Raw genomic sequence first — 23,187 nt, 5'->3', positions numbered from 1 at the left:
ACTGGGTGGCACGATTGAACTTGGTGAACCTTCCGCTGATGCGTTGAAGAGAGAATTTCAGGAAGAAATCGGTGCCGACGTTCGTATTGTACGCTACATGGATGTCCTGGAAAACATATATACGCTGAAACAGCAGATTTTTCATGAAATCACGCTTGTTTATGAAGTCGAATTTGAAAATGATCACCAATTGGATTTTGAATCTTTTGTGGTTACGGAAGGGAGCAAACAGACGACTGTAAAATGGATCAGTTTGGAAGAGCTGTCGCTTGATGAGACCACCCTGTATCCGGTCGGCTTGCTGGACCTGATCCACAAGTTGCCGGAGCCTGTTCAGCCAAAACCGTAATGCAAAAGAATATTTAGCAAAGTTTTGGTATACTGAAGAAATTAAACCGGCCTGTTGCTGGTGAGGATTGGTGTTGAGATAGAAATGCCCTCCATGAACTTTTTCATTATGTTACTGGAACTGCTGGCAGTGGCTCTATTCATTTATTACGTAAGCGGCCGTTTGATGGGTTCAAAGGTCAATTTCACGAAACGAATTCTTTCGGTCCTGTTGGGGGTCAGTTTAACAACCTTCGTGTATTGGTACTCTTATTTGCGCTATACGGATTTTTTAAGCGAAAACATTGTTTTTGCCGTTATGGACGCCAGCTCCATCATCTGGATTGGCAGCATGCTGCTGATTTCGATGCTGTTTTACCTGTTCTTTGAGCTTTTCGATCCTATCGAACTCGGGGAACGGGGAGAACGCATCACCGGCCAGAAATTCATCTACCACCGGCTGCGGCACCGCTGGATGCGCCAGAAACGCCTCAGCCAGGTGCTCGAAATTGCTGTCAGAAACGGCTTTTCCCGGACGATCCGCTATGCGCGCCACCGGGAAAGCAACCGGGATTTTGCCATTGCTTTCCGCGATACGCTGGAACAAAGTGGCGGAATCTTCATCAAGTTCGGGCAAGTGCTTTCTACACGCACTGAGCTGTTTTCTCCGGTCTTTATCGAAGAACTGGAGACACTGCAGCAGGATGTCAAACCGCTGACCAGTGAGCAAGTAAAAATGATTTTAAAGAACTCTCTATCGGCAAGTATCGAAGACGTTTTTTCGGAGTTTGACATGGAGCCACTGGCTGCCGGCTCGATTGGTCAGGTGCACCGGGCTGTCTTAAGGCAGACGCAGGAAAACGTAGTTATCAAATTGCTGCGCCCTGAAGTAAAAGGCATCATGCGCAACGATTTGGACATTCTGGTTGAATTTGCTGATTGGGTGGCCAGCAAATCAAAATGGGCCGAGAATATCGGCTTCCGGGAACTGGCTGTTGGTTTTGCAAACGGTCTTCGGGAAGAAATCAATTTTGAAATTGAAACCCGCAACACCATCCAAGTCGCCAATGCACTGAAGAAAAGCGATTACCCGGTTAAAATTCCTCACGTTTACCGGGAGTTCAGCAACGACAACTTGATTGTCATGCAGTATTTCAATGGAAAAAGCATTTCCAGAGGGGAAGCCGTATTTGATCAGTTTGATGTGGACCAAAAAGAGTTCGGCCGCACCGTGTTGTTTTCCTTTTTCGAACAAATGCTGTTTTCCGGCATTTTTCACGCAGATCCGCATCCCGGCAATATTTTCATCGATCAACAGGATGGCAAGCCCATTCTATTGGATTTTGGTGCTGTCGGACGGCTGGCCGCTCCTCAGCAGGACGGGCTGAATTTATTCATCATTGGGGTCCAGCAAAATGATGCAGAAGTCATTTGTGATGCCATCAACGTGTTAGTGGAAGACAATAGCCAGATCGACCGCCAAAAACTGGAACAGGCTGTTGGCCAACTGCTGCTGAAAATCGCTTACGTCGATAAAATTCAGACCGAAGAACTTATTCATGCCATGTTTGATATTGTACGCGAATTCGGTTTGGCATTTTATCCCTCAGTGGGAATGGCACTCCGGTCTTTGATCAGTTTAGACAGCACGCTTCACACCATTGATCCGAAATTCGATATGTTTACAGAAGCCAAAGTGTTTGCAAAAAAATACAAAACCGCAGTATTGAAAAAGCCGTTTACTGAACCTCGTGAAACGAAACAACGCCTTGAAGAAGAACTGGCATTGCTGATTCCGGAAATGATGAAATTGCCCAAACGTGCTGATCAGCTGATCCAACGCATCGAAGGCGGAAAAATCATCCTGCATCACGACGTCTTTTCCGATAAGCATAATGCCAATTTCGTCCTGCAGCTTTTTTCCCGGTTTGTGCTTTTGATGTCAGGCATTACGTTCGGGCTGGTTTCAGCGGCCTTATTGGCCATAGCACAGTTTATCAACACGGAGTATGCTGTCTATTTAAACACCGCCGCGTATACGGGACTGTTCCTGTGTGTCATTCTGCTGGTCAGGTTGTCCATTCAGGCGATACGCGATATGAAACGAAGCACTACATGAAAAAGCTGCATCCTAAATTAGGGTGCAGCTTTTTCTATTGGCTGTTTGCATTAAGATTCATTTACGATTACCACACTTAAATTACAAGAATGCTAAAAAAATGAGGGTGAGTACAAAACTAATGACAAGTGATGCCAGCCATTGAAACTCACCATCTGTGCCTAACAGTTTATTAACGATTATGCTAATCAGAAGTATGGCTAAAAAGACAACTGCAAAAGCCAGTAAAAAATAAATCAGCAAAGCGTTCCCAACCTTTCATGGTGACTTATGCAAAGAGACTATACAGTGACCGCTGCTAAAAGGGAGGCAGCAGCTGATATAGATAACCGATTTTTTTCATGCCATATCGGATTTTTTCTACACCAAAAGATAAGAAAGCTATCGCAATTAATGCAAACATCAGGGGTGGAGAAAGGGCAAGGGGATCACTGAAGAGTCCGAGCAATGCTGCCAACAGAACCAGCAATGCCAAGCCTAGATTGAATTTCCCTAGAACAATCGTTCACATTCTTTCTCATACGCTTTCATATTTTTACCTTATCATACTTTTAAAGCCAATTGCATCGGTATCTTCTATATTAACTTTTTCTACCAGTGGGTAAGGAAAGTGGATTTAGATTTGAAGCTTAGTTTATTGACATATCGAACAATCTCGATATATAATCCGGGTATGGATAATTTAAATGAGTTGGATGTATTTAAAGCTTTGTCGAATAAGACCCGTCTGGATATACTGAAATGGTTAAGAGAGCCCGAAAAGAACTTTCCGAAACAGCAAGCGCATTTGCCGAAGGAGGTAAGCATCGAAGGTGGCGTCTGTGTCGGAGATATTCAGGACAAGGTAAATTTGTCCCAATCGACGGTTTCCCATTACTTGTCCATCATGCAAAAGGCAGGATTGCTGGAAGCCGTACGTTACGGGCAGTGGACGTATTACAGACGGAACGAAGAGACCTTGGCTAAAATTGCAGAATTCGTGAAACAGGAGATTTGATTCCTTTTGGAAAGCAAATCTCTGTGTACTTTTCATATCGATTATTCTAGATATATCTATATTTATAGTTTGCAGCCTTTTTGAAAAGGGCAGGGAACACGAACCACAAATAAACTACGAAGTTGGAGTGACCGTTTTATGGCAGCACGTGCAAAAGAAGATTTATTAAACACCAAGCAAAAAGTATTGGCATTTACATTAACCTTATTGACCTTTGTCATGGGGACAAGTGAATTCGTCATTGTGGGACTGTTGACGGAGGTTTCAAGTGATTTGAATATCACATTGGCTACCGCCGGAACATTGATTTCAGGATTTGCGATAGCCTACGCAATCGGCACACCGTTATTGACCGCCTATGTCAGCCGATTTCCTAAATACCCGTTAATGCTTTTATTCATTTCCATTTTTATCGTCGGCAATGTCATCAGTGCATTGTCAGGATCATATGAACTGTTGATCGTCTCACGAGTTGTTACGGCTGTAGTCAGCGGTGTGCTGATTGCGATATCGATGAGCATTGCGAGCGACACGATGCCTGAAGCTAAGAAAGCCTCTGTTATAGCCCTGGTTTTTGCCGGATTTACCATCGCCAATGTTCTCGGCGTGCCTTTAGGGACATTTATTGGGCAGCTCGGCAACTGGCAACTGACGTTTTGGTTTACCGCACTGTTGGGTGTCGTCAGTCTGGCAATCAGCATCTTTGTTATTCCAAAACATTTGCCGGTTGAGAAAGCATCTGCCAAAGAGCAATTGAAATTATTGACGAATCCAAGAATGGTGCTGGCATTCTTTATTCCAACATTCGCTATTGCAGGTACTTATACGGTTTATACGTATATTACGCCGATTTTAGAAGAAGGGCTCGGTATCCCAACAAGCTACATCAGTATCATTCTTTTGGCTTATGGTGCATTTTCCATTCTCAGTAATGTATTGGCAGGGAAGATTGCCAGCCATAACGGCATCAGCAAGCTGCGATTTGTGTTTATTGCGCAGGCTCTGATCCTGGGATCACTGTTCTTTACCATGCAATCGACCATTGCCGGACTCATCAGCATCATGTTGATGGCGGTGATGATCTACGTGATGAACGCCACGATTCAGCTGTATTTGATGAATTTGGCAGCTGTGTATTTTCCAGCCGCAAAAGACTTTGCATCATCATTGACGCCAGTAGCCGTTAACATCGGCATCGCGCTTGGAGCGACACTTGGAGGATATGTAGTAGCCAACGCCAGCTTGATTCACTTGTCGTGGGTCGGCGGACTGTGTGCGCTAATCGCATCAGGACTGGCATTCATCAGCTACCGGTTGGATCAAAAAGAACAAACAGTAAGCAAACCTGTATACCAAGGTTCAGGTTTATAAGAAATATTGACACTCAGCATGGGGCTGGGTGTTTTTTTGTGGGCAGATGTAGCAACGAGATTAAAGGTATGAACAAGTAGGTAAAAAATCATGAAGTAAACTAGTGAAGATCTCAGCAGTAAGAACTTTAAACTGTTTGAAATAGAAGGGGTAGATTTATGTACAAGGACAAGAAAGTATGAATTTTGATTTTTAAAAACCACCTATAATTCAAGGTTTTAGTTTAGTATAATCAGCAATTTCTGTCCCTTATAGACAGAATTATTTCTGCTGTGTATAATCATAGACATTAAATACTGAATATTTCAAATTTTAAATATATAATTAAATAATAAAAATCGGGGGTTACAATAATGTTTACAAAACCTTATACTACGAACTTTAACAGCAAATACGGGAGTAATAGATGGATTGTATGGAGTTATAAAATAAATAGAAGTGTATTTTTATACAGTAGTCTTGAGTATGACCATTGGTTAATAATTGAAAATAACCCTCTAATTAAACACTATTGTGAACAACCTCTTTTAATTGAAACAGTTAACGATAATAACAAAAGAATTACTTCGATTCCTGATATGTACTTATGCTATACCAATGGTTCTGAAGAAATTGTAGAAATAAAATATAAACAAGATCTAGAAACTGATCGCGTGCGAAAACAACTTAAAGTTCAAAAAGAATGGTGTAAAAAAAATAACTTGAAACATCAGTTATTAACTGAAGAGGAAATCAGAAAAAATCCGATTTATTTATCGAATTTAAAGATATTATCAAAAATAGATACGTCGAAAAACCTGAAAGCAATTGAAAAAATTCAATCGAAAATTTCAACTGAAAGAAGAAGGATTTTATCTATCGCTCAGGAACTAGATCTCGAGATGGAACTTGTTACTATTATAATTTTCCGGCTAATTAAAGATAATGTGATCTGTTCTAATATTTATGAAATTAACTTGGGATTTAATACGGAGGTGTGGATAGATGGTTAGAAAGTATCTTGAAAGAACTGGATTAAGTGGTTTTTTTATAGATCCGGAAAGCTGGGAAGAAGTATATACACTCGATCTTTCAAAAGAACAACAAGAGGATTTTATGAGAAAAAAGAAAGCTATTAACTTATTCTTGAAAACTGAAATGAGCGTAAAAAGTATTTTGGAACAAACTAGATTAAATAGCGAAACCTTATATTATTTTGTTAATCGATGCCTAACACTAAATGAAGATGGGGGAATATATGGTTATAAGGCTTTATTACCGTATTTCAGGATAAAATCCTATGAAGTTAATTCATATAACAAAAGTTATACTGGTAATTTTTCAAAATTATTAACAGACTATCCTGATTTAGAGAAACTGCTGGTTGAAGAATATTTTAATAAAAATAAAAAAGTTGTAAGAGAGAAAAAACAAAGTTACAAAAATATACACAAAAAGTTTGTTAATAAGTGTTCTGATTTGGGCATTAGTAAAGACCACTATCCATTTACTTCTTCAACCTTCGCTTATAAATCGATCACAAGATTTTTAAACTCATTGGCAAACGGTAGTCAAAAGGCAAATTTAACTAGTAAAGAGGCGCTCATGATTAATAGAAATGTAAATAATACTACTAATGCCTATACTCATGTAGTTAGACCTTTTGAAAGAGTGGAGTTCGATGCCCATGTAATTGATGCCATATTCTCGATCGTAACTTATACACCAAGTGGAGATAAGATAATAAATAACATGAGTAGAGTCTGGCTTCTTTGTGTAATTGATGTAGCCTCTAGGGGGATTATCGGTTACCACATAAGTTATTCAAATAATAATTACTCTTCAAAGGAGTTTTTACAGTGCTTAAAAAAATCACTTATTCCATGGACCCCTAAAAATTTAACTATTCCAGGCTTACAATACAACCACGGATCTGGTTTTCCATCATATATTATAACCGATACTAGATATGCAATATGGGATGAAATTTCTATGGATAATGCCAAAGCTCATAAGTCAAAAAAAGTTCTTGATAATCTTATGAAACTTAACTGCGCTATAAATTTTGGTCCCGTTGCCAATCCAGTCAGAAGAGCTATTATAGAACGATTTTTTAGAACATTAGAATTTAGTAGTTTCCACAGAATACCTTCTACTACTGGTAGCAATCCAATGGACAGTATAAGAGAAAATGCAGAAGAAAAATCAATTATTTATGAAATTACCATTGATCACATGGAAGAAATTATGGATGTTGTTATTGCAAATTATAATAGTACCAAACATTCAGCACATAATGGATTTTCTCCTTTAGAGGTTATTCAAAACAGAATTAATCGCGGTATGTATATTAGAAGACTATCTGAAAATCAAAAAGAGACATCTGATTTATTTTCAAATAGCCTAAAGGTTATGGTGAGGGGAAATATTAATGAGGGACGCAATGGGTACATCAACTACATGTACCAAAGATATTCTAGTCCTAAGTTAAATAACGATACTTCTGTGATAGGCAAACAGTTAACTCTTTTGATAGATGATGATAACATTCAGCACATTAAGGCATTTCTAAGTGATGGGTCGTTATATGATACTTTGACCGCGAAAGGAATATGGGGTAAAGTACCGCACAGTTTAGAAATGCGCCATCAAATTATGAAACACAAAAATAGTACAGAGTTTGATTATTTGAAATATGAAGATCCAATTGAGGCTTATCAAAATTTTTTAGCTACTAAATCTATCTCTGACAAAAAAGCACGAATAAAATTGCAAGAAATAAAAAGATATAAAAAAGAACATAACGCTGATGTTATGTTAGAAGATGAAAAAAAAGAAATACAAAAATTATATAGTAAAAATGAAGGGATTCAACAAAAAATTATAAAGAAGAATTCAAGGGTTTTGTCTGGAAGAAAAGTTAAGGATGAAGTGAAAAATATCAAACAAATAGAAGTAAGCAATAGTATGATTGAAAAAAACTTGAATGCAGAAATTGATGAAAGACATAAAAAGACAATTGAAAAATTCGGTAAGACAAAAGGCAAATCCATCACTTTCTAAGAAGGGGAGGAAGGTATGCGCTATAACTATCAGAACATCAGTAAACATCCAATTGAGACAGGTAGCTATATTATAAGTACTAATCAGATAAATAATTCAAAAGCGATTATTTATAACTGGATTAACTTGAGACTACCTGGAGCCATTGTATACGGGAAACCTCGAGTAGGAAAGACAAGTCTTATAAATTATATTAGGCATACTATGGAAACTGACTTCGGCTTTAGAATACCAAATTTTCATATAAAGTGGACAAATCATTTAAGCTCAAAAGAAAATACATTTTTTGAAAACATGCTGAGTGAAGTAAATCACGGTATACCATTCGAAGGTAGGCCTTCAGAAAAACGAAAAAGATTAAGTAACTTTTTAATTAATGTGGTAGAAGAATCAAACCAAAATAAGATAATATTTTTTATAGATGATGCCCAACGTTTAAAAAACAATGATTTTGAGTGGTTAATGGACATTTTTAATGAATTGGATAGTTTTGGAATTAGTCTTATCACAATTTTAGTTGCGCAAGAAGAAATTATAGAAACATTGAATAGCTTTAAACGTTACAAAAAGCTGCAAATTGTAGGAAGATTTATGGCAGATGACTATAGATATACGGGTTTCATTAAGAAAGAAGACTTTGAAGCTGTATTGAACGAATATGATAACTACACAGAATTTCCACCAGAAAGTAATATAACTTTCACTAAACACTATTTCAGTCAACAATATGATGAAGGATTTAGACTAATGAACAGTATTGACGACTTTCTTAAAGCATTCGCTACTATCCAAGATGATCACAATATTTTAGAGTTTAGAGAAATCCCAGCCTTATATGTTATTAGGGCTATTGAGTATACCTTAAAGAACTATGGAATATTTGGAGAGAATTTATCCGAGTTAAATGTACAACACTGGCTAGATGCTATTGAGAATTCTGGATATATTATTGCAAATACTAACTTGTATAAAGATAAAAAAGTTGATGAATTTTATTTTAATAATAACTTCTGATATTTCATTTCAATTTATTAAGGGAGAAGGGATCACTACGAGTACCTGGAATAAGAAATGGATTCAATCTGGAGAATCACTATGGGGAATAGTAGAAAAATATAAGTTCGCAAATAGTATTAATGGAAAAACCTTCTTTAATTTATTTACAAACAATACTATTTCAAATTATACTGGTCGCTCTTCTTATTCAAGGATGCAGTACTTATCCTACGTAAAGCTGCATAAGGAGTTTGGTTTTGAGTGGTCAAATCATACTGAAAAATACCTAATTCAATTTAAAATTTTTAACTACAATTTATTACCGGCTAATTTAATGCATAAAGAGTTGTTTTTTTGTAAAGAATGTTTGGCAAACGGCTTTCACAGTATTCTACATCAGTTGATGATTGTATTATATTGTCCTTATCATCCTAAGGAAATGTTAACTCGAAAATGTCCCGAATGCTCAAATGTTTTTAGAGGGTATGGTATTGGCTACAAAGAAAATGCTTTTACTTGCCAAAGTTGCAATACTTCCATTTTGAATTCCGAAAAATTTATTCAAAACATGCAGTACTGGTTTGTTGAGCTTGAGTTTAAATATCCTCTAAAAGACTTATTGAATTTAAAGAGAATTACTGATGAAAAAATTTATTTTTTATTTTCCAATAGATATAAAGTTGATGATATTAATGTTATTTATAATAAATTACCATATCTTTTGAACAATATTTATAAAGTACAAAAATTAGCTTACAGCGTTGACAAATATCAGACTTTCCAACTTACCTATCCTCTTACTAATGCAAGATACATGGGGTATAACCTTAAAGCTTTAATGAATAAACGTCCTATTAATGCTGCCTCAATTACAGATGTTTTAAATCAAGTTTTGTTTACCCAATCAAAGGCTATATTCAAATCAGTTGAAAGATATATATTAAAACACTTAAATAAAACTACAAATATGCAGATAAAAAAATGTTATGGCAATAACGGATTTATTAAACAGACGAAATTCAAACATCCCTTTATTGAGTGGAAAAATGAGTGTTATGGTGAATGGATATATAATATCAAATATGAAAAAAATATTACTTATAATCATCGCTCACCAATCTACGTTCATGGAAAGCAAATCTTTCCCTATCTTAGTCATATAGAAAAGTTTCAAGATAATTTCGATTTACAAATGATGGAAACAAAATCATTCAGTACGCTAATAAATACCTTCAGTAAAATGCTTTTTCATTATCTTTACTCACGTTTTTTAGAAATATCTAACAACTATTCAAAACATCAGAAATATTTTTTATCACCAAGTATAATCGTTAATGATAATAAAAAAATATTTTATTTAAGTGAGCTTGATAAAATTAAATAAGTACTAAAAAAATAAAGGTCCGCAATTTTAATGGGGAGCTTTAATGTAAGCTATAATATGTTTATAAAAATGAGAAAAACTGAAAATTTATTTTGAAATAAGCTAATTGAATGGATAAAATGTTTATTAAGGAGCCAGGAAATTTATATGCAATTGGAACTCTATAGAAAGAGGGAAAAAATTTGAGTAATAGTGTCTGGAAAAAGATATTTATGGTAATTATATTAATTGGATTTACCTTTTTCTCAACTCTTTGGTATGGATTTTCGGATCTAGCAGAAGATTTTTTTAAGGTATATATTGAACCTGTTGTTGATTCAACGGAATTCCCTCTTAGTTTTACAATTATTATAGTAGTATTAGTAATTTTAGTTGGTACTACTATCCACAATCATAAGAAGACTCAGTTAGAAGAAAATATTCTAGATTTAGAAGAGAAGTTAGGATCTGAAATGCAGATTTTAGTTAGTGCAAATAGACAGCTAAATAACTATCGATTTCAAGATAACTTAGAACTGATATTTCGTAAATTCATAACTCGAAATCAGTATGTACATGCTGTCCAATCTTATAGATTCGAAGAAAAAAATCGTAGACAGAAAACTATTTTTACTCTGAAGTTTCTTGCAGGATCTGTATTTGATGGGGTAAATATAAATGCGATTCATCAGATGGTTTTTCTTGTGAATAGAAAGGACCTCAGAAATTTTAGAAACGCGCTAAAAAAATTCGAAGAGGAATCCTTTACTGAATTGGTTCCTTTTATCATAAGATCAAATGATAGGCTGCAAGAAAAAACTACCCTAACAGATGAAGAAACAGGACTCTACATGCTAATGGATCTCGCATTAGAGGCATTTGAGGATGAAATGGAAATTGACCTCACAGCACCATTTAATGAAGGTCAGAAAGCAAGATTAGAGAATTTGCGGAATTCTCGTAGAACAGGGCTAATTCGAGCTGGAATTCTTAGAGAAGTTTTTTATTCTTTTACTCACGAAGGGAGTAACGATAAAGCAAATCGCCAATATCTTGCGTCACTTGCAATTATTGGTGGAGAGCCGCATCTTTTTTCAATTGCATTAGATTCTAGTATTTTAGAAGAAAATTATGATGATGCATTACAAACCGTCAAAGAAGAGTTTACTTTACTTTTATCAGAACTTGAAAACGGGTATAATACATAATACAGAGAAGGGTAAGGTGGTCCTTATGCATACTACAGATGTAAAAAATCATAGACCAGTAACACCTAAACGCTCGCAAAAATGGCAGCAAGAACGTGAACTGGCGCTACAACAGTTACGAAAAGCTGGGTTTGAAATCAAAGAGGGGAAAAAAACACCGAAAGATGGTGTTTATTCCGGAATTGTTGGGAAATTAGGCAAAGTGCTTGTAGTAAATATTAAAAAATAATAAGTGAAAACCCGCATTTCTCAAAAAGAGAAATGCGGGTTTTATTTAATGTAAGAAGATCGATAAAAAATTCTTTGATTGCAATAGACTAATTGTTATTTACAAATCAGCTAATACCTTAGATATTGCAGGTTTAAATTGATAAGTGAAGTTGCCAGTTCTGCTACCAAGAATAACTAATAGAGTTTCCTTATGATTCTTCAACTGTCGTCGTACTTCTTTTTCATTAATCATATAGATGCTGTTCGCAGCAACCTGTATAATTCGATTTTTTATTGAAATGTTTTTTCCGTAAAGCTCCACAGTAATTTCTTCTGTAACCTCAAACTGCACTAGTACATCTTTATTTAAAACCTCTTCTTTAATTCTTTTGAATTCGGTAAAAGGTACATAACATGGAAATTTGTCGGTAATAAAAGGCTCACTTCTAATATTGGCAATCAGCAATTCTACATGAAAACTTTCTTCTTCATTAATATTGAAATGAAACTGTTCAAATTTGACTTTATAGTGATCTTCTATAAGTATGATTTTATTTAAAAGATCATAAATAAAGTGAATTTCTTTTTGTTGTGGTGAATTCTCTTTCTTACTTATACTGAACTGAATAGTAATATCTTCGGTAGGAACATTGCTGTTATTGGAAGGGTAGGGGGTAAGAGTTATTCCTGAATCAGTATTAACTAAAGCATCAAGAAAACCGAAGAACAGTCTAGCCCGTCTTGCTGATGTAAAATTTTCTTCAACTTTGTAGTGAATTTTTAAATCTTTAAGATTAATTTCAAATTTAAAAAGTGCATGATCAAATCGCAGAAGTTCTACATTTTGTGATCCATAACTTTTGCAAATAACATTATCAATTAATATATCAGTGGACGGTATAAAGATATCTGTTTTAAACTCTATTTCAGGAACAGGAATTAAGCTTATTTTAATGTCACTTATATTCTCAACAAAAGGCAATTCAATATCTTTATATGATGAGTTAAATGAAAGAATTAGTGAACTATCAATTTCAATAATTTCGTAAGGGTTGTTCTTCATTTTTTCGTATAAACTAAAATCTTTTAATGAGAGAGAGAGTTTAATTGATTCATCATCAACTGCTTTTAAATTTTCCATACTTAGTTTGCCGTCAATTAGCGAAAAACCTAAATCGACTCCCCAGTCTTTTAATAGAACAGAACCCTTTTGTGCATTGATAGAGCCTTTTATTATATCAACAACTACTTTTTTTTTACTTCACTATGCAGCTGCTCTACAAATTCTTCACCAGTCGTCTTTATAAATTTAATTTTTTTATTAGCTAAGGATTTCACTTTATAATTAGGCATATTAGGAGCTAGAAGAAAGGACTCTTTCATATGAGAACCAAGCTCGCGACTGACAGCATCTACTAAGAATTCAATGTTTTGATCGCCATAACTAAACCCAATAAATAAAATTGTTTTTTCAGCCACTAATGTCTTTACTTTGTTCCAAAGTGAATTATTCATCTCATGAAAGAAGTTATTGAAATCAGTTTGGGTTATTAGGATTGAATCTAACTGATGAATATCACCATGAATTTTATAAAGCTTAACTTTGTCACCCTGAGAGTAAGGGAAATTTATACTTTGAGCAATAGGCACTATGTTTCTATTTCCATAGGCCATTTCGAATAATCTATCGTAGTTTGTAGTAATAATTGTTTCTATTTGAGGGATTTCAGAGATTAATTTATGATATTTAAGGGAGTCGGGGTTTATGTCAATCAGATTTTGCAGAGTGGCAAACAATTCGTTTTTTGAGCCATTTCTCATTCCAACAAAAGCTTCAAAAAACTGGGGGAAGCTATGAGTTTCTTCCAATTCTATTCGCTCTACTTCATTGCATTTACTAAGAATTTCTTTTTTTATATCTTCAATGCTTGGCATTCCAGCGTACAGTGAAAAACCAGAACCAATCAATAAAACTACATCATTATTTCTTATTTTTTCAATTATTCTCTCGATTGTCATGTTGTACCACTCCTTAAAAAGGTAGAATTAGATTAATCTTACCATATATTGTTTATTTGTGTTTAGGTCTTAAGGATGACAACAAAATCAATTGGAATTCCAGATAAAATAAATAAAATTCGAATATCAAATATATCTGCCAGTATCTCCATACCGGCAATAATCTCTAGAATATTGATTCAAGCAGTACGCTTTAAAACAGGAGGAGTAGAAATCGTTTTACTGATTTGCTGCCATTTCCTTTGTTATTTGACTGGTGTAAACTCCACAGGTTGTAAGGCATAGACATGCTGTGGATGTACTTTATCCCATCTTTTTTTGTATAGTTGAATTTAGTGAATGGTATAATTAAACACATTATTAAACTAAAAATAAGAGTATGAGGAGAGGAAAAATTTGAGCGAAAGCAGAAAAAAAGATATGAAGGAAACGGGTCAAGAAATGTTAATAGATACTTTTCTGAATGTTGGAAGCGAGGCAGGTGCAGAAGTAATAAAACAATCTGTAGCAAGTGCTGTTGGCGATATAATGGTAGATACAGCTGCTTCTTTAATACCAGGCGCCTCAGGTGCATACCAAAGCTTTAAACGTACACAGCACGAAAAAAATATGAATAGACTTATTAGTGAATTGTCTATAAGAATGGAAGAAATAAAAAGGAATTTAGAATTGAAAACACAAGAACAAAAAAGTCATTTTGATGAGCAATTCAGACTTGTATTAGACACAGCTTCTGATGAACAACAGGAGGAAAAAATTAAATATATGGTGAATGGTTTAGTTCATATTAGTGAACATGAACAGTTATCAGACGACTTTATATTGACATATTATGATGTGTTAAAAAGTATGCGAATCGTGGATATTGGTGTGTTAAAATTAATGTATGATGTTAAGTATTATTTCGACCGTTCTTCAAGAGACTCATATACTGACATAATGGAAAGGCATGGCATTACTTATGAGCAGTATGAAGCTGTCCGAAGGAATTTACTTAGACTAGGTCTATTTACAACTAAGCTTGATTTAAACATCTTAGGTGATCTCGAGACTATTGTTAAATCAGTAAAAGACCTAAATACTTCTATAGAGAAACTAACTTCTGGCAAAAAAATTAATTCTTTACCACGTTTAAAGGATCCTCAGTTAAAGTCAAAGGAAAATTTCGAAGTATCAAAATTTGGTCGAGATTTTGTCAATTTTTTCATTGAGCATGAACAGTTAGAAACTAGTGGAGAAAATTGATCAAAGCTCAAATTAGCAATTATATTATTCCAATTCGTAAAAAACCACCTCTAGTTTGTCGTATGAAACACTAGCGACAAACTAGAGGTGGCTTTTTTTATTGAGATATTTTTAAAATTAGCTATATTTTTATATAAAGTTCTTTATACATAAATAAACATATGAAAAGTAATGTTGCTTCAATATATTTGATTTTATTTATCAATAAAATCAAATATATTATCTAAAATTTTGTATGCTAGTTGAGTTTCCTTTAAAGATCTTTTATTTAACTTGCTAACTAACAGTGTCAATAATTCTTTCCGGTCCACGTGTTCTTTATCAACTTTTAAATTTTTAAACTCTAAAATAGCAACTGGAGGCTCTTCAAGACCTTCTGCTAAGTTTTCAAGTGTTTGAAGTGTAATGTTACGTTCTCCTCTTTCCACTCCTGCTAAATATGTAACTTGTACTCCACACCTTTCTGCTAGCTGCTCTCTACTCCATCCTTTTTCCATTCTAATAGCTTTTATATTAGCTCCAACTAACTTTACTAAAACATCCATTTTTTCACCTCTTTCTAAGAGTAGGTGAGGGTAATAGGACATTAAAGATAAATATAAGTATCAATTATTTGCTTTTAGAACTTATAAGTATTAATATTTAAGTGATAATAGATAAAGGAGTTAGTTAAATTGATAAATTCATTAAGTTCAAATATTGCGATAGAAAATGTTATTCAAACTAAAATGAGAGGGAGGGTCGCCTATCAAGGTGCAGTTTCATCTCATATTGCAACAAATTTTTCGTATTCTAAATTATATAATGATCCTTCTGGTAGGGGTTATCAAAGACCGATTAGTAAAAAAAGATGTAATGATTTTGCTAATTACTTATCTCAAGGTGAAGGTTCTTTATATACCCCAATTCTATTGAATGCAGGTGGAAATTGGGATTTTCAAGCTTATGATTCTTTCCGTCCATCATATGGCCGTCTTATTTGCAAACGAAAAGCTACTCTAATGGATGGTCAACATAGACTAGGTGGTATTAAAGAATATATAAAAGATACAGGCGCCACACTAAATATACCTTTTCTAGCATTTCATTATTTAGACGAGGATGAAGAAATTCGTCTTTTTGATACAATAAATACCAAGGCAAAAGGAATAGGCACGTCTCTAAGTAGATATTTAAACCGTGAAAACGACGATTTAAGTTGGGTAGCAACTAATCTAATTTTAAATCCTGAAAGTCCTTTTTTCTCTAAAGGCACTTTGACAGGTGCAAGAAGTAAAGAGCGCACTATAACGTTACAAAATTTGTATAACATAGTTCATTTGATTACTAAAAAATCCGAACTTGCTTCATTATCTAAAGAAAAAAAACTAAATGTAATTCTATTTTACTTCAATATAATTAAAGAATTATTTCCAGATGAATGGGAAGACAATAAATTTTATCGAATGACACATATCACTTGTTTAAATGCCCTTGCTATTGCAGGGAATTCCATTTTAAATGATAACTTTCTAAAAAAATCACAACAACCGGATGCAGTAAAAATCCTAAATTTAATGCAGCACCTTGATAATATCGATTGGACTTCAATAGGAGATTTAAAATATTTAAAGGGAGTTTCTGGTTCGAAAATACTTGCTGCTGATATTCTAAATTGTATAAAATAGTAGGTTTTTTAAAATTACATTTCAAAGGAAAAATATTTCAAAAAAATCTATTTACCTGTTTCAGATCTGCTGGCTAATGAGTAGATTCATTGAAAACAGCTTTATAAGACTTCATATTATTGAAGCAATATAAAACCGATAGCAGAGTGATTGCTATCGGTTTTATATATATATTTGAGAAGTGGGGGAGGAATAGATGGTAACTTGGACAAATAGATGGATATCAAATAATGAATCTCTCTACTCCATCATAAGTAAGTATAGAATTGCTAATGTCCTCGAACCTGACTACATTAAACGAACGTTTTATATACCATCAAATCTTAATTATAAAGAAAATAATGAGTTACAATTAATTATACCTCAGAGTTTCAACATTACTTTACTGTCAGAACAACTAAACTTTGATCTCAATAAATATTTTTTAAAACAGTTATCTCTATGGAGAACTTCAAATATCAGTCCCTTAATAATAAACGACTTAATATCAAAACATTTTAGATACTGCACTACCTGTATAGCAAATGGCTATCATAGTAATTTGCAACAGTTGTATTATTTTGAATATTGTCCTTTCCATAATTTAAATAAGTTATTAGAAAAATGTACAAAATGTAATCGAAAATCGGATTTAAGTTCAAAGATATATGAGACAGACATAAATCAATGTAAATGTAATTTTATCTTCGAGCGTTTTAGTTTTTTAGGAATGAAGAATACATGGATCACCACATCAGTAGAAACAACTTATGATGAAATTCTTTTCCCGACCAGAAAATATATAATAATTGACAAGCCAGTTAAAAACACAGATAGATATTTTTCAAATATAAATCTTACCAATCTAAGATTCCAATATATTGTTAAAAATACAATAAAAAGCTCGGTTCATGTAGATTCAGAGTTACTTACTCCTATTTACAAGAGCTTTCTAAGAAAAATTAGAGGACAATGCAAAAAAAAATGCCATAAAACATACTTTAGAAAAGGGGATAGAGCATTACTATGTTTTCATTGTACTTCTTACTTAAAATTAAGAAGGCAATATGAAAATATAACAAATGAATGGGATATCTTCTTTAATTATGCACCGATGATATCCGGCTTAAAACGATTTAATTGTTGGATGTCAAATTTTGTGAATAGTTTTAATGAATGGATTAGTCCAATTTCATTATCTCAAACTGCCTTGTTAAATCTCCAATCCTATATGTTATACCATAGCCTAATTAACGAATATCAAAAATGGTTAGTTTTCAGTAAGGAAAAAAACTATCCTACAGTATTTAATCTCACCTTCACTTTGGAAACTACTAATAAAGGTAGCATCATACTTAAAATTTATTAATCATAATATATATTTTGGAGCAAATAATTTAAGAAAAACGAAATAATAAATAGTATATACTGTAAAAATAATGGTAAAATAATATCAATAATTCCCTGTAAATTATAGAGCAATTCAATTTAACTAGGATGGAGTGAGATTTTTGAGTACGATTTTAAAAAATAAATACAGTTTATTGAGTACTATTAGTGAAATGACAAATAGTAAGGTATACCAAGGCGAGCTGATTGGTACAGAAAACAAAGTAGCTATTAAGCATATTAACAATGGGTTACAACAATTAACTTCGGAAGAAATTAAAGAAGTGTTTAATCGAGATTCCAAAGCGCTCTCAATGATTTCTCACGAAAATGTCATTAGGTATTTCGAATCCTTTGAAGAAAATTCTAATCTTTACATAGTTATGGAAATGTTTGATTCCGTAACGTTACATAAGTTTATCCTAGAGAACGAAATGAAAAAGGAAGAAATGCTAAATATTTTCTTGCAAATTTTACATGGCATTGAGGCAGCACATGAAAAACAAATTATTCATCGGGATTTGAAACCTACTAATATACTTATTGATTTCAATCAAAAGGTGAAAATCATTGATTTTGGTATTAGTAAAATAATGAATTTTTATTCTAATTCAGGAGCGACTCTAAAAGGATTTTCAAGTGCTATATTTTCTGCTCCAGAAGTGATTTCAGGAGGTTCTTCAGTAACGGTTAAAAGTGATATTTACTCTCTCGGAGTTATATTATACATGATGCTTACAAAAGAAGAACCACCAGAAGATAGAAGAAAACTATTCGATAGCATTAATAACTTAGGCGTAGAAGAAAACCTTACAAACGTACTACTTAAATGTTTAAATATAGATCCTTCATATAGATTCAATAGTGTAATTTCAATTATAGAAGTAATTAATAGAGAAATTGATCTTTCGAGAAGTACTGGTAGCGCTGTTTTATTTATTCCTCCGAATCAAATGCGTCCATTTTCAGAATACGGTAAAGTCTCAAACGCTAGCTTCAATAGTATTAAGATGTATGTTGAACACTCATTGAATGATGCCACAATATATAAAACTTCAGGAAATTATTACTTGATTGGAGATGGCATTAAGTATCAAATAACGATAGACAAAGAAAGGGGAATATTAAAACTTCTAAAAATTTTCCCCATTAAGCATTTCCACGAATTAGATTTTGAAAAAGCAAAAGGAATTGAGTTTAATTTAAACCTCTCAATAACAAATAACTTTAAAACTGCATATGGAGACAAGGAAGAATTAAGTAATTTAATTAAAAATATAAATACTAAATATGAAGCATTTACAATAACAAAAAAGGAAGTGGAGTCTAAAAATCGACTAATCGATGCTTGGACTAAAACAATTGAAGAATTAAGAAAGTATAATAATAATCGCATCAACATAGGGGTATATGAAAGTATTGATTTTGATTACGAAACAAATATATTGACTGTAACATTTGACCATAATTTTAATGCTAATAATGTTCAATATGGAGATAAAATTAGGCTGGAAAATAATTTTCAAAAACATGAAACTGTTGGGGAAATTAAAGAAGTAAACAGCAAATATATTAAAGTGGGACTTTTTTCAGAAGTAGACATAGCCGAGATATCGAGTAGAGGAAGAGCATTATTAGATGTTTCAGATAGCATAGATAATACAAGAAGATACAACAATGTTTTAAACAAATTAAGAAACAATTTAACAGAAAATAAAAGTTTAATGAATTTTTTAGTGAATCCTCAACTTCTATCGATGAATTCTCAAGTAGTTGACTTAAATTTTGCTAATGAAAATTTAGATGCTGCTAACAAAATAGCTGTTACTAAAGCTATGAGAACCAATGATTTATTTTTGATACAAGGGCCTCCAGGTACTGGGAAATCGACAGTTATAACAGAGATAGTAAATCAGATTTTTCTTGAAAACAATGAATCTAAGGTGTTAATAACATCGCCATCCCATGTAGCAGTCGACCATTTATTAAAAAATATACTGGTTTCTCAGGAAGAAAAAACTGTTGTTAGAATTGGTACGAGTGAGAAAATAGATAAGGCATCATCTAATCTATTAGCAAACGAACAATTAAAAAGTTGGGCTAAAGGAATAATGGAATCTTCATTACAGCATACCGAAATATTTATTAAAGAACGTTCCGATAATGATAAAATATTAACTCGATATATGAAACACTATCTGCATGATAATGAAAAAATTAAGATTGATGATATCGATCCAGATATTTTTAACGAGAAAGACATACTTCTACTTGAAACGATAAAAGCTTGGAAAAAAAGGTTACTTATGTTGACCGAATTTGATGATATTTTTGCTAGAGAAGCTTCGATAGTTGCATCAACTTGTGCAGGGATTTCTACAAGACATGCTTTAAGAAATTTGACTTACGATTGGGTAATTATAGACGAAGCCGCTCGAGCCACTGCTCCGGAATTATTACTGCCGATGATACTCGGTAAGAAAATCATTTTAGTTGGAGATCATAGACAGCTGCCACCCATAATTTCGTTAGCCAATGACAGTGCCTTTGAATCAAAAATAGATATGAAAGCACTAGAAAAAAGTTTATTCGAAGATGTATTTGAAAAAAGTTCAGACGAATCTAAAATCACACTACAGTCTCAATTTAGAATGCACAGAAATATTTCAGAATTGATTAGACATTGTTTTTATCCAACGTATAACATATCAACGAAAATAGCTGATAATAAGAGAGTCCATAATCTGGAAGATAGTTTAAATATATTATGGCTAGATACTTCCACGTTAAAAGATAACAAACAACATGTAAGTGAAAGTGGTTCTTTTAGGAATTTATCTGAGGTTCAAGTGATTAAAAAAGAATTAGAATTACTTAATGAAATTTATAAAAAGAAAAATATTTATAAAGAAGTAGCTGTAATTTCCGGCTACAATGCTCAAAAGAAGCTTTTAATAGACTATATCGAACCAGAAATACAAAAATGGACTAATTTAACACTCAAGATAGATAATATAGATGCGTTTCAAGGTTCAGAATGCGATATCGTTTTCTTTTCAATGGTCCGTTCAAATGACGAAGGAAATTTAGGATTTTTAAGGGATTATAGAAGAATAAATGTTGCTTTATCGAGAGGTAAAAGCAGGTTGTACATCGTAGGTAACAAAGAATTTATATACAAGGGGAACCAAATAGATCCAAACTTCTCTAAGATAGTGGCTTTTATTAATACTCATCCTGAGTATTGTATCGTAAAGGAGGCGACACTTTGAAAATTATAAATGAAAGTATTAAAAAAGATTATCCTAATTATAAAATTATCAATATTTCAGAATTTGGCATTCCGATTCATCACAAAGAAGTTATTTGTCTTTTAACTATTAATAAAAGGATTCCTATACTTCTAGAATTTACTCTTAAACTTCTCCACCAAGAAATTAGCTTACAAGATATTTGTAGATTACTTGCGATTGATGAAAATCTAATAAAGAAAGCTTATTATGATCTTGATTTTTTTGGATTCTATGATATATCAAGAAAGCGAGTAACGGATGAAGGAAGAAGATATATATATGAAAATAAATATGATGCTCTCGAAAAGTATACGTTAAATATTTCAGTTGACGGATTTACAGGAGAAGTTACAAAAAAAATAATTGCTACTTCTAACCGAAACGCTAAAAAAATAAATCTAAAAACTTTAAAACCTTTAATAGATAAAAATAATCTTAGTACCATCCAAACAAGCCAAATAAAAGAAATATTAGATGAAACACAAATGAAGTCTGGTACAGATACAAAAGGAGAGTTGGTAGAAATTGTTAAAATTCAAAACTACTCTTCCTCTGAATATAAGCGTGTACATTTTTGTGTGATTGAATCTATTGAGGGAAAGCAAAAAATAGTAATTTATGATCGAAATAATAGAAGAAAAGACTATGAAGAAAAGTTAAATATTGCAGATGAAAGTGGAATACTTTTTTATGATAAAAAGGAACTCGAAAACTATTCAAAACTAATCATCGAAAGCACAATAAACGCTAAATATGAAAAAACAGATATCATTGAGGATATATTTGACTTAAATCATTTGAAAAAAGAAGTTAAAGTTTTGAATTATAGTATTCCATTTTTTGATTTTTATTCTATCAATAAAGAATGGATAAGTACTTTAAATGATTTTATTACACATATAGGAAAAGTAGAGATCAAATTTACAGGAGATAAATATCCTAATGAAAATTTTAAAAATTTAGCAGCAGATTTAGTTGATATGAGCAAAAAAAATTCGAATCTTAGCATTAATCACTCTTTGCATATAGAGCATGCGTCAATAATTTTCGATAATAGTTACGGTTTTGAAAATAGATTAGAGCCTTATCAATTACATTTAAAACACAACACTGTTTGCCCTTATAACAATACTTACAAATTCTCATCAGTAGAAATTGAAAATAAGGATGAAACTAATGAGGTTGATAGTGGTTTAAAATATCGAGATAAGCATGCTTTAAAAAAAGATTTACTGGAATTAATCTCAGTTATTAAGATGTTAGATAGTGAGATAGAAGATCATACAGGAATTCCTTGGTTAATTAAGGGAGTCATCCATGGCGAATCTGAGATATTAAACACCAAGGTAACATCATCTAAAGATCAATTTGCTACATTTGCTAAAAACTTAAATATGGCTATATATGAATGTTTAGAATCACATGGTCATAATAATGGCATGCGAAATTACTTTCATGAAGAGTTTAAAAAAGATTTTCCTGAACTATATAATGCAATAAATAGAAATAGGCTTTATCGAAACTACTATGAGCATAGGGATTTAACAGATCTTAATCACAATAGGTTTCTTGAATACGTAAAACTAGATACAAATGGCAGATTTCCAGAGTTATTTGAAGGAGGGTTCAAGGTAGTACAATACATTATAATTACTGAATTATTAAAAGCTATCAAAATAACAGGAGAAGAAATTAGAAGTTTTTCTGTATACTAAATTAACTAATTAACCCCTATTAAGAATGTTTTCGACATTCTTAATAGGGGTTAATTAAGTTATAAGTGGTTTTTAAATAAATCAAGTGAGTTTCGAAATTTTATTCATATTTTATACAAGAAGGAGATTGATGTTGTACAACTAAAAGAAGTTAAAATTATACGTTTCTAATTTAATAAACTAAAAATAATTATAATGGTATATATACTGTTTTTGGCAAGTAAAAAATGCAGTGAATGGCAGTTAA

18 protein-coding genes are annotated in these 23,187 nt (G+C 32.8%); 15 read left to right on the top strand and 3 right to left on the bottom strand.

Going from position 1 to position 23,187, the window contains the following annotated elements:
- The first annotated feature begins 1 nt into the window (after window position 1).
- The 10 genes from GJB59_RS13355 (at window position 2) to GJB59_RS13310 (ending at window position 11,652) form a co-directional block, all read left to right on the top strand.
- Window positions 2-349: an NUDIX hydrolase gene (locus GJB59_RS13355; RefSeq protein WP_142830055.1), complete on the top strand. Its 348-nt coding sequence runs from the start codon at window positions 2-4 to the stop codon at window positions 347-349.
- Between the two features lie 93 nt (window positions 350-442).
- On the top strand, window positions 443-2,446 hold the full coding sequence (locus GJB59_RS13350; RefSeq protein ID WP_142830057.1) for an ABC1 kinase family protein: 2,004 nt from the start codon (window positions 443-445) through the stop codon (window positions 2,444-2,446).
- A 673-nt stretch (window positions 2,447-3,119) separates the two neighbouring features.
- Complete coding sequence (locus GJB59_RS13345; RefSeq protein ID WP_142830091.1) at window positions 3,120-3,443, top strand: ArsR/SmtB family transcription factor; 324 nt, start codon at window positions 3,120-3,122, stop codon at window positions 3,441-3,443.
- A gap of 138 nt (window positions 3,444-3,581) precedes the next feature.
- Window positions 3,582-4,814 carry an MFS transporter gene (locus GJB59_RS13340; RefSeq protein WP_142830059.1) on the top strand — a complete coding sequence of 411 codons (1,233 nt, stop codon included), beginning with the start codon at window positions 3,582-3,584 and terminating at the stop codon, window positions 4,812-4,814.
- Window positions 4,815-5,167: 353 nt separating this feature from the next.
- Window positions 5,168-5,806, top strand: a complete 639-nt coding sequence (locus tag GJB59_RS13335) for a TnsA endonuclease N-terminal domain-containing protein (RefSeq protein WP_142830061.1) — start codon at window positions 5,168-5,170, stop codon at window positions 5,804-5,806.
- Window positions 5,799-7,856 (top strand): TnsB C-terminal domain-containing protein, encoded by a 2,058-nt coding sequence (locus GJB59_RS13330; RefSeq protein ID WP_142830063.1) that lies wholly within the window; start codon window positions 5,799-5,801, stop codon window positions 7,854-7,856. Before GJB59_RS13335 ends, GJB59_RS13330 begins: the two co-directional genes overlap by 8 nt.
- A 15-nt stretch (window positions 7,857-7,871) precedes the next feature.
- Window positions 7,872-8,870, top strand: coding sequence for an AAA family ATPase (locus GJB59_RS13325; RefSeq protein ID WP_142830065.1), 999 nt, complete (start codon window positions 7,872-7,874; stop codon window positions 8,868-8,870).
- Window positions 8,842-10,236 (top strand): hypothetical protein, encoded by a 1,395-nt coding sequence (locus GJB59_RS13320; RefSeq protein ID WP_142830067.1) that lies wholly within the window; start codon window positions 8,842-8,844, stop codon window positions 10,234-10,236. Before GJB59_RS13325 ends, GJB59_RS13320 begins: the two co-directional genes overlap by 29 nt.
- 182 nt (window positions 10,237-10,418) lie before the next feature.
- Entirely contained in the window at window positions 10,419-11,423 is a 1,005-nt protein-coding gene (locus GJB59_RS13315; protein ID WP_142830069.1) for a hypothetical protein, read from the top strand.
- 25 nt (window positions 11,424-11,448) lie between these two features.
- Window positions 11,449-11,652 (top strand): hypothetical protein, encoded by a 204-nt coding sequence (locus GJB59_RS13310; protein WP_142830071.1) that lies wholly within the window; start codon window positions 11,449-11,451, stop codon window positions 11,650-11,652.
- A 99-nt stretch (window positions 11,653-11,751) separates the two neighbouring features.
- Here the strand turns inward: GJB59_RS13310 and GJB59_RS13305 are convergent, their stop codons facing one another.
- Together GJB59_RS13305 and GJB59_RS13300 are read right to left on the bottom strand one after the other, a co-directional pair.
- The gene (locus tag GJB59_RS13305; RefSeq protein ID WP_142830073.1) at window positions 11,752-12,774 is read right to left on the bottom strand and encodes a hypothetical protein; all 1,023 of its coding nucleotides are present in this window, start codon (window positions 12,772-12,774) and stop codon (window positions 11,752-11,754) included.
- A 104-nt stretch (window positions 12,775-12,878) separates the two neighbouring features.
- Entirely contained in the window at window positions 12,879-13,652 is a 774-nt protein-coding gene (locus tag GJB59_RS13300; RefSeq protein ID WP_142830075.1) for an SIR2 family NAD-dependent protein deacylase, read from the bottom strand.
- Window positions 13,653-14,048: 396 nt separating this feature from the next.
- Between GJB59_RS13300 and GJB59_RS13295 the strand changes: the two genes are divergently transcribed.
- On the top strand, window positions 14,049-14,897 hold the full coding sequence (locus tag GJB59_RS13295) for a hypothetical protein (protein ID WP_142830077.1): 849 nt from the start codon (window positions 14,049-14,051) through the stop codon (window positions 14,895-14,897).
- 194 nt (window positions 14,898-15,091) lie between these two features.
- On the opposite strand, the gene GJB59_RS13290 is transcribed toward GJB59_RS13295, so the two are convergent.
- A complete protein-coding gene (locus GJB59_RS13290; protein ID WP_185960117.1) occupies window positions 15,092-15,442 on the bottom strand; it encodes a helix-turn-helix domain-containing protein in 351 nt (116 codons plus the stop codon).
- A 129-nt stretch (window positions 15,443-15,571) separates the two neighbouring features.
- Here GJB59_RS13290 and GJB59_RS13285 point away from each other — a divergent pair, with 129 nt between their 5' ends.
- From GJB59_RS13285 to GJB59_RS13270, 4 genes are all read left to right on the top strand, one after another.
- On the top strand, window positions 15,572-16,564 hold the full coding sequence (locus GJB59_RS13285; RefSeq protein ID WP_142830081.1) for a DGQHR domain-containing protein: 993 nt from the start codon (window positions 15,572-15,574) through the stop codon (window positions 16,562-16,564).
- Between the two features lie 196 nt (window positions 16,565-16,760).
- A complete protein-coding gene (locus GJB59_RS13280; protein WP_142830083.1) occupies window positions 16,761-17,912 on the top strand; it encodes a hypothetical protein in 1,152 nt (383 codons plus the stop codon).
- 142 nt (window positions 17,913-18,054) lie between these two features.
- Entirely contained in the window at window positions 18,055-21,204 is a 3,150-nt protein-coding gene (locus GJB59_RS13275; RefSeq protein ID WP_142830085.1) for a serine/threonine-protein kinase, read from the top strand.
- Window positions 21,201-22,940, top strand: a complete 1,740-nt coding sequence (locus GJB59_RS13270; RefSeq protein ID WP_142830087.1) for a hypothetical protein — start codon at window positions 21,201-21,203, stop codon at window positions 22,938-22,940. The genes GJB59_RS13275 and GJB59_RS13270 overlap by 4 nt, the downstream gene beginning before the upstream one ends.
- The last annotated feature ends 247 nt before the right edge of the window (window positions 22,941-23,187 follow it).

This window comes from Planococcus soli (assembly GCF_016881065.1).
In the GTDB taxonomy this organism is placed as follows: domain Bacteria; phylum Bacillota; class Bacilli; order Bacillales_A; family Planococcaceae; genus Planococcus; species Planococcus soli.
The sequence above is the reverse complement of the archived record's forward strand: the minus strand, read 5'-3'. Positions and strand labels throughout refer to the sequence as shown.

Bases quoted from the DNA above. Each gene is read 5' to 3' on its own strand.
- GJB59_RS13300 (WP_142830075.1), bottom strand. From the start codon at position 13,652: ATGACAATCGAGAGAATAATTGAAAAAATAAGAAATAATGATGTAGTT.
- GJB59_RS13280 (WP_142830083.1), top strand. From the start codon at position 16,761: ATGGTAACTTGGACAAATAGATGGATATCAAATAATGAATCTCTCTAC.
- GJB59_RS13320 (WP_142830067.1), top strand. From the start codon at position 8,842: ATGAATTTTATTTTAATAATAACTTCTGATATTTCATTTCAATTTATT.
- GJB59_RS13335 (WP_142830061.1), top strand. From the start codon at position 5,168: ATGTTTACAAAACCTTATACTACGAACTTTAACAGCAAATACGGGAGT.
- GJB59_RS13290 (WP_185960117.1), bottom strand. From the start codon at position 15,442: ATGGATGTTTTAGTAAAGTTAGTTGGAGCTAATATAAAAGCTATTAGA.
- GJB59_RS13340 (WP_142830059.1), top strand. From the start codon at position 3,582: ATGGCAGCACGTGCAAAAGAAGATTTATTAAACACCAAGCAAAAAGTA.
- GJB59_RS13310 (WP_142830071.1), top strand. From the start codon at position 11,449: ATGCATACTACAGATGTAAAAAATCATAGACCAGTAACACCTAAACGC.
- GJB59_RS13330 (WP_142830063.1), top strand. From the start codon at position 5,799: ATGGTTAGAAAGTATCTTGAAAGAACTGGATTAAGTGGTTTTTTTATA.
- GJB59_RS13325 (WP_142830065.1), top strand. From the start codon at position 7,872: ATGCGCTATAACTATCAGAACATCAGTAAACATCCAATTGAGACAGGT.
- GJB59_RS13305 (WP_142830073.1), bottom strand. From the start codon at position 12,774: ATGGAAAATTTAAAAGCAGTTGATGATGAATCAATTAAACTCTCTCTC.
- GJB59_RS13350 (WP_142830057.1), top strand. From the start codon at position 443: ATGAACTTTTTCATTATGTTACTGGAACTGCTGGCAGTGGCTCTATTC.
- GJB59_RS13345 (WP_142830091.1), top strand. From the start codon at position 3,120: ATGGATAATTTAAATGAGTTGGATGTATTTAAAGCTTTGTCGAATAAG.